Below are 15,011 nucleotides of genomic sequence, written 5' to 3'. Positions count from 1 at the left end.
CTGTTTCCTCCTATCTCAACCCTTACCTTTCTTCTCTTCTTACTCTTCTCGCCGATGTGCTCCACGGGCGACTTAACGCTTAGCGTGCGGAAACCTACTACATAACACCCTAGCGCAGGCGCGGGGGTGTCGTTTAGCTACAACCAAGGCTGCCCCCAAGTGTCAATTGTTGGCTTTCAGTCTCTGACCGATAGTGGTTTTGTTGCAGCGCGGCATAGCGCGCACTCAGGCACCACTACCGTTCGACTCAACGTGTTTCGATATACCGAAACGGCGCTCAACCTAGCACTGAAGGAGCCTTCTCATGACCTCTCACACCACGCCCCTGCTGGATGACATCAAGGCCATGGCGCAGCTTCGCGAAGCCCATCGCGAGCGCTGGGCGAACATCAAGCCCGAGTACGCGGCGCGCATGCGATCACAGAACCGCTTCCATACCGGGCTCGACATCGCCCGCTACACCGCCCGCATCATGCGCGACGACATGGCCGCCTACGACGCCGATACCCGCCAGTACACCCAGTCGTTGGGCTGCTGGCACGGCTTCATCGGCCAACAAAAGCTGATCGCGATCAAAAAGCACTTCGGCAGCACCCAGCGGCGCTACCTGTACCTCTCTGGCTGGATGGTTGCTGCGTTGCGCTCCGAGTTTGGTCCCCTGCCGGATCAGTCGATGCATGAGAAAACCTCGGTGGCAGATCTCATTGCCGAGCTCTACATCTTCCTAAAGCAGGCCGATGCCCGCGAACTCAACGCGCTCTTTCGTGCCCATGACGAGGCCAAAAGCGCAGGCGACCAAAGCAAAGCCCAGGCGCTGCTGGCGCAGATCGACGGTTTCGAAACGCACATCGTGCCGATCATCGCGGACATCGATGCCGGGTTCGGCAACGCCGAGGCCACCTACCTTCTGGCCAAGAAGTTCATCGAAGCAGGTGCCTGCTGCATCCAGCTGGAGAACCAGGTCTCCGACGAGAAGCAGTGCGGCCATCAGGATGGCAAGGTCACCGTGCCCCATGAGGACTTCATCGCCAAGATCAACGCGGTTCGCTACGCCTTCCTCGAACTCGGCGTTGACGATGGTGTGATCGTCGCGCGCACCGACTCCCTCGGCGCAGGCCTGACCAAACAGATCGCCGTGACCCATACCCCAGGCGATTTGGGCGATCAGTACAACGCCTTTCTCGACGGCGACTTCATCGACAGCGCCGAGGAGATCGACAACGGCGATGTGGTGATCAAGTGCGAAGGCAAGCTCAAGCGTCTCAAGCGTTTGGCCTCGGGGCTCTATCAGTTCAAACCCGGCAGCGGTGAAGACCGTGTGGTGCTCGACTGTATCACCAGCCTTCAAAACGGCGCGGATCTGCTGTGGATCGAGACCGAGAAACCCCATGTGGGGCAAATCGCCCAGATGGTCAATCGCGTGCGCGAGGTCGTGCCCGACGCCAAGTTGGTCTATAACAACTCGCCCTCCTTCAACTGGACGCTGAATTTCCGCCAGCAGGTCTTCGATGCCTGGGAGAAAGAGGGCAAGGACGTTTCCGCCTACGCTCGCGACAAGCTAATGGGTCAGGAGTACGACGACACCGAACTAGCGCAGCTAGCCGATGAGTGGACACGCAACTTCCAGCGCGATGCCTCCCGCGATGCGGGTATCTTCCACCATTTGATTACTCTGCCCACCTACCACACGGCAGCGCTCTCCACCGACAACCTGGCCAAGGGCTACTTTGGCGACGACGGGATGCTGGCCTACGTGGCAGGCGTCCAACGTAAGGAGATTCGCCAAGGCATCGCTACGGTCAAGCATCAAGACATGGCAGGCTCCAATATCGGCGACGACCACAAAGAGTTCTTCCACGGCGAGGCGGCCCTCAAGGCCGGCGGCAAAGACAACACGATGAACCAATTCGGCTGATCGACCCACTTCGGTGCTTGGAGGCTTTCGAGCCTCCTTTTTTTATATGTAACCCAGTATATGCATCCCAGAAGCAGGCAACGATGACACCGATATATACGCTGTTGCACACTGTTTCCACATTAACTAAATTTCTTCATTAACAAAGCGTAATGAGTGACCTTTTTTGCGAATCACTGGTCATAGCTGTGCGCATCAGTTACTTTTGGTGAACACTGTTCTAAAACTGCTGACCAAGTGTAACCGACGCCTCATCAAGCACGCAGCACCTAACACCGTGCATTAACGCAGTATCAAGGGATACGCCCGAACACTCTGGAGGTTTGCATGAAACGTCTTCTTCCCGTTGCCGCGCTGAGTCTGCTGACCCTGGCAGGTTGTGCCAATACGTCTACCTATTCCGGCGATGTCTACCGTGGCAACCAAGCACAAACCGGCCAGAGCGTCGCTTACGGTACCATCGTCGCCGTGCGTCCCGTCCAGATTCAGGCTGATAGCCGTACGGGCAACCTGCTGGGCGGCGGCGGCGGTGCCGTACTCGGCGGGCTGCTCGGCAGCCAAATCGGCGGCGGTTCGGGCCGTCAGCTGGCAACCGTTGCCGGTGCTTTGGGTGGCGCCGTGGCAGGCACCTCCGTCGAAGACCGCGCCAACCGCGTCAGCGCTCTCGAAATGGAGATTCGCCGCGATGACGGCACCGACGTCGTCGTCGTTCAGCGTGCCGATCGCCAGTATCAGGCTGGCCAGCGCGTTCGCCTGATCGGTAGCGGTGCCAACCTGAGCGTTGCGCCCTACTGATAACGTCGTATTGAGCGCCCTCTTCTTGGCGCTACGGCACATCAAAAAACCCCGCCAATGCATGCACTGGCGGGGTTTGCGTATGAGGTAAAGATAAAGCGACTATCAGTGTTTGATGGTGCTGTTGGCCACATTGATCACTTTGGTCAGCACAAGCGCGAACAGTCCTAATAGGATCGCCACCAGCAAAATTTCGACAGGGCGCACTAGCGCGGTGGCGCCAAGCACGGCAAGAGCCACCACCCACACCTCACGGTTGTCACCATGGCTCTTGAGAGCCGCAGGCAAAAACTTGTCGAGCCCTTGGCTCAGGCCGCTGTTCCAGCGTTGATAGGCAAAGTAGAGGATCAGCGCAAAGGCGATCATCCAAATGAGTAGTACGGTCATGGTCGCTCCAGTGAGTTTCTAGCGAAGAAATAGTTGTACGGGTAGGGTATCCGCCGCCCTACCCAGGTGCAATAGCCGCGTATCAACGTCGATGGCGTGCTCTGAAGTGAGCCGTTGGGGAGGAAAAAGTTCGCTGCCCCTGACAAGAAGGCGCATGCACGTTACCATTGGCGTGACATGCACTCACCGAAAGGTTATTCAATGCAAATTGCGCAGAACTCCGTTGTCGCGTTTCACTACACCCTGACCAACGATGCAGGTGAGGTGCTGGACAGCTCAGAAGGCCGCGAGCCGCTGACCTACCTCCACGGTGCCGGCAACATCATCCCAGGCCTGGAAAAAGAGCTCGAAGGCCGCGCTGCGGGCGATAAGCTCAACGTCAAAGTCGACCCCAGCGAAGGCTACGGCGAAGTGCAAGATCAGCTGATGCAGGAAGTACCGCGCGATGCGTTCCAGGGCGTCGATAACATCGAGCCGGGCATGCAGTTCCAAGCCCAGACGCAAGGCGGCCCACTGATGGTCACGGTCAAGAAAGTCGAAGGCGACACCGTCGTCGTCGACGGCAACCACCCGCTGGCGGGCGTACATCTGAACTTCGATGTCGAAATCGCAAGCGTACGTGAAGCGAACGCCGAAGAGGTCGAGCACGGCCACGTCCACGGCGAAGGTGGCGTACACCACTAAGCGGTGTAACGGCGAGGCCACTACACGGCCAAGCTATGGCCTTATGGCCATCCAAGAAAAAGGGTGACGAGAACGTCACCCTTTTTTCATGCCCGTCTCTTTTCACCGAACTCACGCGCTCTCATCGGGGATCAGCACCAGCTGGCCATGGCGCACGCTGCGCGAAGAGGAGACCTCGGTGGCAAAAGCGCGAAGCTCACTGCCCGCCCCTTTCAGCAGCGTGACCTCCATGCAACTATCGTGATTGAGGTGAACGTGCAGGGTCGAGAGCGTTAGATCGTGATGGTCGTGCGAGTGCCGCGTCAGGCGCTTGGGTAGCTCGCGGGCGGCATGGTCGTAAACGTACACCAAGGCTCCCACGCACGGCGCATCGGGCTCGCTATCTTCACGTGCCTGCTTCAGCCCACTGCGCGCCAGATCGCGAATCGCCTCCGAACGGTTCTGGTAGCCGCGTTCGCGCATCAGTTGATCGACCTCGTCGAGCAGGTCGTCATCCAGGGTTATCGTCACCCGCTGCATCATCGCCCCCTTTCTCGCCCATTCGCCGTTGCTACTGGCTTGCCTATTATCGCCTACTTAGCGCGCCTGCTCTGCCTGACGACGCTCGAAGCGCCACATACCCAAGGCCACCAGCAAGGTGATGGTCAAAAGCGCCCAGGAGCCCCACACCACGCCAGCCCACCCGGCCCAGCGCCAGAAGGGCTCGAGCCAAAAACCACCCAGGCTGGCGCCGAGATAGTAGAACACAAGATAAAGCGCCGAGGCGCTGCCGCGCGCGCCCTTGGCATAGCGCCCTACCCAGCTCGAAGCCAGCGAGTGGGCAAGAAAGAAGCCGAAGGCGTTGATGGTCAGCCCGAGAATGATCATGGCAAGGGAATCGGCCAAGGTCACCGCTGTGCCCAGCATGAGAATCACCACCCCAACGCTCATGCACGCCGCCGGTGAAAAATGCCGCGCCAGACGCCCTGAAAGAGTAGAGCCCAGCGTACCACCAAGGTAGGTGAGAAAGATGAGCCCGAGGCTACTGGCCGCGAGTAAATAGGGCGCCGCCGCCAGGCGAAAGGTGATGTAGCTGTACTGGTTGATGAAAATCAAAAAGTTGATTCCGCCCAAGCAGTAAGCTGCAAGCAGCACCGGCTCGCGCAGGTGCCCTTTGAGCCCTGCCAGCGCAGGCCGCAGGCGAAAAGGCTGATGAACGAAGGCGCGGCTATTGGGCAGTAGCCGCCAGAAAAGCAGCCCACCTGCAAGCGTCAGCGCCCCAACGGTGACGAATGCCGCCCCCGTGCCGAAAAATTCCGCCATCGAGCCGCCGACCAAACGCCCACTGATACCGCCTAGCGAGTTGGCGCCAATGTATAGCCCCACGGCGCTCAATAGCGCCGGTTTGCTGAACTCATCGCCCATCCAGGCAATCGCCACGGCGGGTAGCCCGCCCAGCACGAAGCCTTGAACCAAACGCAGCGCCAGCAGAGTTTCGAAGTTAGGGGCAAGTGCAAGCGCTAGCGAACAACCGCCCGCCAGAAGTAGCGTAATCCGCATGATGCCTTCGCGCCCAATGGCATCGGAAAGCGGCCCGAACACGAGAAGTGATAGCGCCAGCGACAGCGTCGCTACCGACATGAGCAGGCTCACGCCGAGGGTAGAGACGCCATAAGCCTCTTTGAGTTCGGGTAGTAGCGGCTGCGGGGCGTAAAGGTTGATGAAGACGAGAAACGATCCCAGGCAGAGCGCCAGGGTAGCGCGCCACCAGGCGCGCGTTTGGGCTTCGATCATGCCACTCCCGAGGTCATAGCGATGCGTTTAGCGACGCCAGGTGCGCGGTATCCAGGGTACGGCGCGCCTGCCAGTAGTAGCGCTGCCAATAGCTGTTATCGAGGCGGGAAATGATTACCCCCTGCGAGGTCGAGGCGTGCATAAAGTAGCCATCACCGATGTAAACGCCGACGTGATCGTAACGGCCTGAAGGGCGGAAGAACACTAGATCGCCTGCCTGCAACGATTGGCGGTCGATCTGGCGTCCCTCATGGACTTGCTCGCTGGTGGAGCGGGGTAATTCGAGATTGAAGGTATCGCGGAAGATGGAGCGAACGAAGGCCGAACAGTCTATCCCTTGATGTGTCGTTCCGCCCATTCGGTAGGGGGTTCCCGACCACCGCTGATGCTGCGCGAGCAGGGCCTGGCGAATCATCGTTGGTGGCGGTGCCTGAAGGTTGCTTAACTGGGAAATGGGGTTGTCGATGGGCGACATTTGCGGATTGAAACCTGATGGCATCCCCGGAAGCGTCATCGCGAAGTAATCTTCCGGGGGCTCCATGCTCGTTCGGGTCGATCCCGCACACCCACTCATTAACGCAACGGCGACACAAACGCTGACAACACGGACAGCGGTCACAGCAGGGTGTGGCAACGCAACCATGCGACAAACCTCGTAAAATGAAGATGAAAAGTAATCGAAAAATACAAAGGCCCGACTATAAGCGAAAACCTCGGGCCTTGGCGAGCATGAATATAGACCTGGTGCGTTTAATGCAGCGTACGCTGATCTCCCGGCAGGGTATCGATATGCAGCGGGGCAAAATGCCGCGGTTTGTTGCCAGGGAAGTCAAGGCTTGCCCAGGGCCCGGCCAGCAGTGGCGACGCGCAGAGCCAAGCCACTAATGCCTGACGGAAGCTGGCGAGAAACGCCTCGCGCTCGGGCGTCTCGCCCATGAAAAACGAGAACCCGGCGTACATGCCATCGGCGAACTCCTGCCAGCCCGCATAGTGCTCCGCCGCCAGCTTATAGGCGCCATCGAGCACGAGATGAAACTCATCGAGCCCGAGCCAGCCCAGTTGGCGCGCGGCAATGGCTAGATCGACCCGCTGAGCGATATCCCAGGCGGCCATATCGACCTCGTTGCAGCGGTCTTCGTTATCGCGCACGCGCCGCAGGCGCAGCAGATGGTGGCGCTCCTCCTCGCCGCAGTCGCCCGACTCCAAAATCGCGATCTCGGCGTCCAGGCGCTCGGTATTGAGGGTGTAGGGTGCGTAGTTGATCTGATACTCCTGGCGATCCCCCGCCTCATCGAGAAAACTCAGGAACTCACGCATCGCCTCGGCTGTAGCCAGGTGATAGTGGTTTTCGATCCACTCGCGAATATCATCGGCCTCGCGCGCGCTCTCCACCTGCGGCTCACCCCAAACGGCGCTATTGAGCGGCCCGACCAGGGCCATTGCGGTAAAGCGCATTAGCGTTGGGCGGGGGCTTGGCTCGCTCCAGTTACCCGGGCGCCACTCGAGCCAGTGAAACAGGCTGCCCGGATCCTCCAGATGCCAGGCGATTTCGGCAGCAAGCGAGCCCTGATCGCTCTCGGGCAGGCATGTTTCCCAGGCAAACCAGGCCTCGAGCAAGCGCTTGGGCGAGGCGTAGAAGCGACACAGACAGTCGCGCAGCGAGGTCGCATAGGCGTAGAGCGGCTGTGGTTCGAACAGTTGGCTATCCAGCGCCATATGCAGGTAGAAAGCGAACTTTTCCGCCATGTGGATGGTGGCGGCATGGCGGCTAACGCCCTTGACCGCGTCGCGCTGGGCAAGCTCCTCGGGCGAAGGCTGGCCGTAGGCGCTCTTACGCGGCGGCAAGACACCGTGGGCGGCATCGGCCGCGAGCTGATTGAGATGGTGCGCCTGGGCGGGCAGCCAGTAACGCGCCATGGCGCTGGCGCCCTCATCGGCATGCAGGCCCAAAGACTCTTGCAGGTAAAGCGCGGCATCTGCACGGCGCTCCTCCGGCAGCGGCCGTGCGGGCGCGGCCTGGCGTAACATGACATCGGGCTCGCGGACACCCGCGAGCGCCAGCAGCCAGTGGTGATCGCTACTGCGCCAGGCGCGCAGCTGACGCGCGGAGGCCGCCTGAACCTCGGCGGTTAGTAACGCATCGGGGCTGCCCTGCCACGGGCCTTGGGCAAGGTTTAGCAGCAGTTGCTGGCGCGCATTGGGCGTTTGGTGGCGGCGGTCGATGCCCTCGAAGAGACTCAGGCCACGCTCGAAGGCGCTGGTGAGCGAGCGCCAATCGTGATAACGCCGCGCGATCAAATCGGCGGCGTGCGCGGCCAGGGCATCGGCTTCTGCCTGTTCGAGCCAGCCGCAGCAGGCGCCCGCCCAGGCAAGCTCGACGAGCCTGAGCCAGTCCCACGCTGCCCACTCCAGCGGCTCGCCCTCATCGACGAAGGTGCACAGCACGCGCGCATGGGGGGCCTCTTCGCGGTTGTCGCGCTGCCAGGCGCTGCGCTGAGCGCGGTCCATCCCCACGAGTTCGCGCGCCTCGATATCCCAGCGCTGTCGCTCGCCTTGAGCGGCCAGCCATAGCGCAACGCCCAACAGGCTTTCGCGATCGTTTACCTGCCAGATCTCATCGAGCCACTGCACCGCGTCGGGCCAATCGCTGGACGTGGCAGGATACGCCAATACCACGCGGCTCAACGCGCAGAGCCGCCAGGGAGCCGCCTCCGGCGCCTGAGGCCAAAGCGCACTCGGCGGCGCCATCTCGGCAAGGCACGCCTCCAGGCGCGCCCAGGTAATACCGTCGCCCTCTTCTTCGAGGGCGGCAAGCGCCTCGCAGGCCTCACAGAATTGATCGTCGGCTGCACTCTCCCACCCCTGCGCACCCAGCGCGCGGCGTAGGGCCAGGAGCCAAGCGCGCAGGTCGTGGTGTTCCCGCACGATGCGCTGTGCGATTCGAAACGCCCAACCGCTCGCCTGCGCGGGGCTCAGCCAGCCCGCCGCCCCCGCTAGCGCTGCGCTTTCAAGGGCGGCCAAAAGATGATCGGCATCCTCGCTACCGGCGCCTAAGCCAAAAAGCAAGTGCTCGCCAAGCTCACCCCGGCCGGTGATACCGAGCGATAACAAGCGCTGCTCGGCGGCGCCCGCCTCGACGGAGAGCGGATTGGGCGTAAAGGCCCAATCGCAGAGCACGAGCTGTTGAGCCCACCAGGCATGAAAAGCGTCGACCAAGGAACACCTCGAAAACACGATGACGCCAGCGCAGGCGCCAGCAATAAAGCGCCATAGTGTAACGGAAACTCACGCTAAGGCCGATAGCCCTAAGGGTATGGCAAGACAAGATATGCCAGCGCCATGGCGCCATTTAACTCTGGCAGACGGCGCAACCAAAAGCGCCCGGCAGAGCCGGGCGCTTTGATCAGATCGAGTCGACGGTAAAACCGCCAGCGAGGCTACCCTCGTCCAACCTTGCTGATGATCCAAAGCAGCACCACCGCACCGACGATGGCCGTGACCAATGAACCGATGAAACCACCGGCCGAAAGTCCCAATAGCGAGAACAGGAAACCACCCAGCACGGCACCTACGATACCCACACCGATATTGCCTATGATGCCAAAGCCGCCCCCGCGCATGATGTTACCCGCAATCCAGCCTGCCAAGCCGCCAATAATCAACCATGCTAATAAGCTGCCGACCATAGTGCCTCCTTGAGATAATCCCTATCAATCGAGTGCAGTCTGTTACCTCTGCTTGTCCTAACATAGCACACAGCGCTAATGTGCCAATGAATACTCGCATGAACTTATGCTTAAAAGGATGCCCATGATTCCCGACTCGCTTCGCCACTGCTTCGATGGCCTGACCGGCCAGGCCCGCGCCACCTGGGAAGGGCGCGATCTTGTGCTGTTCAAAGAGCCTTGGGGCGAGCTTGTGATCTGCCTGCAGGGCGCTCAGGTGCTGCACTTCCAACCCGCCGCCGATCCCGCGCCCTGGCTTTGGGTCACGCCTACCCCTGAGCCGTTGCCCGGTGCGATTCGCGGCGGCATTCCGCTGTGCTGGCCCTGGTTCGCCGACGAACGCTACGCCGACGAGAGCCCCAACCGCGACGGCCCCTTCCACGGATTGGCCCGCAAAGCCGCTTGGCGACTGGATGCCGTGGACGAGCATGAGGAAGGCATCGAGCTGCATCTTTCACCAGAAGCGTCACTGCATAGCCTTCTGAACGTACGTGCCGTGGTGCAAGCCAACGCCAAGCGTTTGAGCGTCGAGCTGATCAGCGAAAACGTCGGCGAAACGCCGATCAAGACCAGCGGCGCGCTGCACACCTATCTAGGCGTTGCCGATACGCATAAGTGTCGCTTACAGGGGCTCGAGGGTGCGCGTTACCTGGACAAGCTTCGCGACTTCGCCGAGAGCGAACAGCAGGGCACGCTGGCCATTCGAGGCCCGATCGACCGTATCTACCATAGCAACCATGCGGTGGTTTTAAGCGATGGTCAGCGCACCCTGAACGTCGCCAAGCAGTCCAGCGACTCCACGGTCGTGTGGCACCCAGGCGATGCCCTGCCGGACGATACCCCAGCCGAAGCCTCGATGCGTTTTCTTTGCATCGAGTCAGCCAACACGCGCCTCGACCCAGTATGGCTCGTTCCCGGTGCGCAGCATTTGCTGGGTACCACGCTGAGCCTCGTATCGGCCTAACGGGTTCATCTTGGATTCAGACAGCACCCGTTACGCTTACTGCCTTACCGTTGCCCCTGCCAGGATGATCCGCTATGCGTATGCCGCTACGCCAAGAAGTACATAACCTGCTGGAGCGCGGCCGCGATCGCCAGCTTCGCCTGGCGGTCACCGGCCTCTCCCAGGCGGGCAAGACCGCCTTTTTGACCTCGCTGGTCAATCAGCTACGCCACGCAGGGGTCGAGGCCAAGCTGGATCTCTTACCCGCTGCGCGCGAAGGGCGACTGCTCGGCGCACAGCGTTTGAACCAGCCCGATCTCGGCGTGCCGCGTTTTCCCTACGACCCTGGCATGGCAGCGCTGCGCGATACGCCACCGCGCTGGCCAGAGCCGACTCGCGGCATCAGCGAGCTGCGCCTGCAATTGCGCTACCGGCCCGCTCGGCGCGGCTGGCTCACGCCGGAAACCGCGCACCTTACGCTCGACTTGTTCGATTACCCCGGCGAATGGCTGCTCGATCTGCCTCTGCTTCAGCACGACTTCGCCAGTTGGAGCGAAAGCCAGACGCATCATCAAGGGCCACAGCGCCAGGCCCTTTTTACCCGCTGGCTCGAAGGCGTCAAAACGCTCGACCCTGCCGCGACGGCGGACGAAGCCCAGCTTGCCGAGCTCGCCGACGCCTACGCCGAAGGGCTCAAGCGCGCCAAGCAGGCCGGTTTTTCCGATCTGCAACCGGGGCGTTTTCTTTTGCCCGGGGAGCTAGAAGGCGCGCCGGTGTTGCAGTTCTTCCCGCTGCCCGCACTGTCGCTCTCTCCCGAGGCGCTGGCCGCTCTGCCCGCCGATAGCGTTTACGCAACCTTGAGCGAGCGTTTTCGCTACTATCAGCAGCAGGTGGTGCGCCCCTTTTATCGCGAGCACTTTCGTCGTTTCGACCGCCAGATCATTTTGGTCGACGTGCTTGGCGCGCTCAATGCGGGGCCTGAGCGCTTCGAAGACCTCTCTCGCGCCCTGCGCCAACTCATGAAAAGCTTCGATTACGGCCAGCGTAGTTTGCTTTCGCGCCTGTTTGCGCCGCGCATCGACCGCTTGGCGATCGCCGCGACCAAGGCCGATCACGTCACGCCCGAACAGCACCCCGCCTTGGTTCGCCTGCTCGAAGCGCTGCTTGCCGAGCCGCTGAAAGACCTGCGCTTTGCCAACGTGCCGGTCAAGGCACTGTCGCTTGCAGCCATTCGCGCGACCGAGGCCCGCGAAGTGAGCCACGAAGGCAAGCGCTCCCCCGCCCTGCGCGGCACTACGCTTGATGGCGAAGAGGTCCTCGTATACCCCGGCGACGTGCCCACAAGCCTTCCCTCCCCCGCTTTCTGGACCTCGCAAGGCTTCGACTTCCCAAGCTTTCGCCCCATGGCGACGCCGCAGGAAGCGCTGGCTCACATTCGCATGGATGCTGCGCTTGAGTGGCTGATTGGAGACAAACTCGCATGACCCAACCCCAACCTCGTCGCCATTACGACTTGCCAGAGGCAGCGTTAGACGACGCCGCAGACCCTAACCTGCGCCAGCAACAGCGCTACGCTGCCGATGTTGCAAACGCTCCGCTCGAAGAAGAGATAACCGACGAAGGCTTTCCGGTGACGGCCCTAGCGGCGCCACGCAAACGCCGCTGGGGGCTCTGGTTTACCCTGGTGGGGGGCGCCAGCTTAGGCGCGGTGGAGCTTGCCACCGACATTCCGGCAAGTGTCGTGGGCAGCGACTGGATGGGGCTGGCGTGGCAACTCTTCGGCCTTGGCATCATCACGCTGGGGGGCGCGACACTGCTGCGCGAGCTGGGAAGGCTTTCACGGCTCAAGCGCCATGACCGGCTCCGCCAGGACCTCGCCGCCCTTCCCCAGAAAAGCCACAAGCAGGCGCGCACGCTCGCCGAGACGCTACGCCATCAACTCAAACTGAGCCGCGACGACCCACACTGGCTGGCCTTCGAGAATGCCTGCCAGCAACATCATAGCGGTGAAGAAGTCCAGACGCTGTTGCGCCATCACCTGCTTGGACCGCGCGATCGCGAAGCCAAACGGCTGATCACGCGCATGTCCGGCGAAACCGCAATTCTGGTGGCGGTCAGCCCCATCACGCTGGTCGATATGGCGCTGGTGGCCTGGCGCAGCCTAGCCATGGTCGATCGCCTCTGCGCCCTTTACGGGCTCGAACTCGGCTACGCCAGCCGCCTGCGCCTTTTCCGCAACGTGCTGCGCAACATGGCATTTGCCGGCGTGAGCGAGCTTGCCACCGATGCAGGCGTCGATATGCTTTCACTCGACCTCGCCGGACGCATCTCCGCCCGCGCAGGCCAAGGCCTGGCCACGGGCCTACTCAGCGCCCGCCTAGGCCTTCGCGCCCAGCGCCTCTGCCGCCCCGTCGCCTTCACCCCCGAAGAAACCCCACGCCTAGCCGACCTACGCCAAGACCTATGGCAACGCCTACGCCGCTTGGATAAAAGCGCCGCACCTGCTGGGCGGAAATGAAGCTCCATACCTACCACGGCAGCACTCAAAACATCGCCGCCATATGCTATTGGCCAGGATAAGCACTATAGCGATGAATCTTAAAATTTGACTGCTGCCTGCTAACGGCTAAAACTGTATATAAATACATACATCGACGCACGCTGAGAAGCCTGCTCCACTCCAGCCGACTCACCAGCGGTAGGCCCGAATTACGCCACTAACGTGGTACACTGCTATCAAAATCGAGTAGTGCATGGCTCCCGCCGTCGCTGCTCGATCGTTTTATTAGTGAGGACATGATGGGTCGTTTTACTTCCCTTGAAATGTGTGCAGGCGCTGGAGGGCAAGCGTTGGGCATAGAGCTAGCTGGATTTGACCACGAAGCCCTCGTAGAGATCGAGCCACCCGCCTGTGCCACGCTGCGGCTAAACCGTCCGCAATGGGACGTCAAGGAAGAAGACTTACGGCTTTTCAATGGGCTTCCCTACTTCGGCGTCGATTTGGTTGCAGGCGGCGTTCCCTGCCCCCCTTTTTCCAAGGCCGGCCAGCAGCTCGGCGAAGCAGACGAGAGAGATCTTTTCCCCGAGGCGATCCGCTTAGTGGATGAATGCCGCCCCAAAGCCGTGATGCTTGAAAATGTGCGTGGGCTAATGGATGCACGCTTTGATGATTACCGTCAAAAAGTAGAGCATCAGCTCAACGCCCTCGGTTATAAAACCGGTTGGCGGCTTCTGAACGCATCGGATTTTGGCGTTTCTCAATTACGCCCCAGGGTCGTTTGTGTAGGCATTCGAAAAGAACTGTCGGAGCACTTTTCGTGGCCCGAACCATTGAAAGTAGCGCCACCGACTGTTGGCGAGCTACTGCTCGACCTTATGAAAGAAGGGGGTTGGGAAGGCGCTGAAGAGTGGGCCAAACAAGCCAACACTATTGCCCCCACCCTGGTAGGCGGTTCTAAGAAGCACGGTGGGCCTGACCTAGGCCCCACCCGGGCGAAAAAAGCCTGGGCTGCTTTGAGGGTGAATGGTCATGTTTTGGCAAACGAGCCACCTGAGAAAGGCTTTGTGGGCATGCCGAAGCTCACCCCCAAAATGACAGCCAGAATTCAGGGCTTTCCCGATGACTGGGAAATTTTCGGCAAGAAAACGGCTGCGTACCGACAAATTGGCAACGCCTTCCCTCCTCCCGTGGCAGCAGCCGTCGCCTCACAGATCTTTCACGCACTATCGGCCAAACGTATTTACAAGGTAGCGTAATGGAAACATCGGCAGAATTTGGACAGCTACGAAAAGCCTTTCATGCCGAACTGCTTAAAGCGACGCTGACCACCAATGACAAAGGCGTGGTCAGTAACGCCGATAGCAGCAACCGAACCAGTAAAGTCATCGCCAAAGGCATCGCCGATCTATTAAAAGCGGAAACCATCGGCGAGCGCATTGCAGGGCAAACATCTGGCAATCAGTTCGAAGCTATCTGCGCTCACTTCGTTGAATCGGCTTTTCTTAAGCTCCAACACCTTCGGCCAGGCACGTGGGATATACATCAGGTCAGCGGCCGCAACCGGCTGGAAATTGCCCGCTACGAACAATACGCCCACCTAGTAGCACTCGATAAAGCAGCAAAGGCCGATAGCGAACTTGCCGCAGCGCTAGGAAGTGATTACACCATTACACCAGATATCGTCGTGGTGCGCGAGGCGGAGGATGATGAAGCTATTAACCGCCATAGCCACCTGATCGATGATGAGGTCACCACGTTATCCAGCCTTCGCAAGCAAAACGGCGGACTGCCGCTGCTGCACGCGAGCATTTCCTGTAAATGGACGATCCGCAGCGACAGAGCCCAAAACGCCCGTTCAGAAGCGCTCAATCTTATCCGCAACCGCAAGGGCAGGTTGCCACATGTAGTGGTCGTGACCGCAGAACCTACGCCAAGCCGACTCGCTTCCATCGCCTTAGGTACCGGTGATATCGACTGCGTGTATCATTTCGCGCTCTATGAGCTGCAAGAAACATTAGCAACGCTGGGCATGGACGATGCAGCGGATCTGCTGTCCGTGATGGTAGACGGTAAGCGGCTTAAAGATATCAGTGATTTGCCGCTCGATTTGGCAATTTGAAAGCTGGCAAGTACCGCCATATCGTTAGCGCATTCGTCAATGGCAACCCGCAAGACTTCTGCCAGCAGGCTTTCCAACGCTTCCTTTCTTAGAACTAATTTTAATTTATAGCTGTAAGTTTAAAAATTACACCACCCGAGCTACAAGAGTTATTTTTAAACGTCAAAAAC

At 60.2% G+C, this 15,011-nt stretch carries 14 protein-coding genes; 8 read left to right on the top strand and 6 right to left on the bottom strand.

The window, feature by feature from the left end; genetic code table 11:
- The first annotated feature begins 304 nt into the window (after nucleotides 1-304).
- On the top strand, nucleotides 305-1,915 hold the full coding sequence (locus LLY24_RS07130) for an isocitrate lyase (RefSeq protein ID WP_259035595.1): 1,611 nt from the start codon (nucleotides 305-307) through the stop codon (nucleotides 1,913-1,915).
- Nucleotides 1,916-2,242: 327 nt separating this feature from the next.
- Complete coding sequence (locus LLY24_RS07125; protein WP_259035594.1) at nucleotides 2,243-2,710, top strand: outer membrane lipoprotein; 468 nt, start codon at nucleotides 2,243-2,245, stop codon at nucleotides 2,708-2,710.
- A 105-nt stretch (nucleotides 2,711-2,815) separates the two neighbouring features.
- Here the strand turns inward: LLY24_RS07125 and LLY24_RS07120 are convergent, their stop codons facing one another.
- Nucleotides 2,816-3,097 (bottom strand): hypothetical protein, encoded by a 282-nt coding sequence (locus LLY24_RS07120; RefSeq protein WP_259035593.1) that lies wholly within the window; start codon nucleotides 3,095-3,097, stop codon nucleotides 2,816-2,818.
- A gap of 201 nt (nucleotides 3,098-3,298) precedes the next feature.
- On the opposite strand from LLY24_RS07120, the gene LLY24_RS07115 reads away from it, so the two are divergent.
- The gene (locus tag LLY24_RS07115) at nucleotides 3,299-3,781 is read left to right on the top strand and encodes an FKBP-type peptidyl-prolyl cis-trans isomerase (protein ID WP_259035592.1); all 483 of its coding nucleotides are present in this window, start codon (nucleotides 3,299-3,301) and stop codon (nucleotides 3,779-3,781) included.
- A 111-nt stretch (nucleotides 3,782-3,892) separates the two neighbouring features.
- Here the strand turns inward: LLY24_RS07115 and nikR are convergent, their stop codons facing one another.
- From nikR to LLY24_RS07090, 5 genes are all read right to left on the bottom strand, one after another.
- Entirely contained in the window at nucleotides 3,893-4,300 is a 408-nt protein-coding gene (gene nikR, locus LLY24_RS07110; RefSeq protein WP_259035591.1) for a nickel-responsive transcriptional regulator NikR, read from the bottom strand.
- A 57-nt stretch (nucleotides 4,301-4,357) separates the two neighbouring features.
- Nucleotides 4,358-5,554, bottom strand: a complete 1,197-nt coding sequence (locus tag LLY24_RS07105; RefSeq protein ID WP_259035590.1) for an MFS transporter — start codon at nucleotides 5,552-5,554, stop codon at nucleotides 4,358-4,360.
- A 13-nt stretch (nucleotides 5,555-5,567) separates the two neighbouring features.
- Nucleotides 5,568-6,095 (bottom strand): NlpC/P60 family protein, encoded by a 528-nt coding sequence (locus tag LLY24_RS07100; RefSeq protein ID WP_259035589.1) that lies wholly within the window; start codon nucleotides 6,093-6,095, stop codon nucleotides 5,568-5,570.
- Between the two features lie 209 nt (nucleotides 6,096-6,304).
- The gene (locus LLY24_RS07095; protein ID WP_259035588.1) at nucleotides 6,305-8,770 is read right to left on the bottom strand and encodes a DUF1266 domain-containing protein; all 2,466 of its coding nucleotides are present in this window, start codon (nucleotides 8,768-8,770) and stop codon (nucleotides 6,305-6,307) included.
- Nucleotides 8,771-8,991: 221 nt separating this feature from the next.
- The gene (locus tag LLY24_RS07090) at nucleotides 8,992-9,240 is read right to left on the bottom strand and encodes a GlsB/YeaQ/YmgE family stress response membrane protein (RefSeq protein ID WP_259035587.1); all 249 of its coding nucleotides are present in this window, start codon (nucleotides 9,238-9,240) and stop codon (nucleotides 8,992-8,994) included.
- Nucleotides 9,241-9,364: 124 nt separating this feature from the next.
- On the opposite strand from LLY24_RS07090, the gene LLY24_RS07085 reads away from it, so the two are divergent.
- The 5 genes from LLY24_RS07085 (at nucleotide 9,365) to LLY24_RS07065 (ending at nucleotide 14,841) form a co-directional block, all read left to right on the top strand.
- Entirely contained in the window at nucleotides 9,365-10,243 is an 879-nt protein-coding gene (locus LLY24_RS07085; protein WP_259035586.1) for a D-hexose-6-phosphate mutarotase, read from the top strand.
- Nucleotides 10,244-10,317: 74 nt separating this feature from the next.
- A complete protein-coding gene (locus tag LLY24_RS07080; RefSeq protein WP_259035585.1) occupies nucleotides 10,318-11,706 on the top strand; it encodes a YcjX family GTP-binding protein in 1,389 nt (462 codons plus the stop codon).
- Nucleotides 11,703-12,740, top strand: coding sequence for a YcjF family protein (locus tag LLY24_RS07075; protein ID WP_259035584.1), 1,038 nt, complete (start codon nucleotides 11,703-11,705; stop codon nucleotides 12,738-12,740). The genes LLY24_RS07080 and LLY24_RS07075 overlap by 4 nt, the downstream gene beginning before the upstream one ends.
- 281 nt (nucleotides 12,741-13,021) lie before the next feature.
- A complete protein-coding gene (locus LLY24_RS07070) occupies nucleotides 13,022-13,978 on the top strand; it encodes a DNA cytosine methyltransferase (RefSeq protein WP_259035583.1) in 957 nt (318 codons plus the stop codon).
- Nucleotides 13,978-14,841 carry an NgoMIV family type II restriction endonuclease gene (locus tag LLY24_RS07065; RefSeq protein WP_259035582.1) on the top strand — a complete coding sequence of 288 codons (864 nt, stop codon included), beginning with the start codon at nucleotides 13,978-13,980 and terminating at the stop codon, nucleotides 14,839-14,841. Before LLY24_RS07070 ends, LLY24_RS07065 begins: the two co-directional genes overlap by 1 nt.
- Nucleotides 14,842-15,011: the final 170 nt, after the last annotated feature.

This window comes from Halomonas dongshanensis (genome assembly GCF_024790395.1).
Lineage (GTDB): Bacteria > Pseudomonadota > Gammaproteobacteria > Pseudomonadales > Halomonadaceae > Vreelandella > Vreelandella dongshanensis.
The sequence above is the reverse complement of the archived record's forward strand: the minus strand, read 5'-3'. Positions and strand labels throughout refer to the sequence as shown.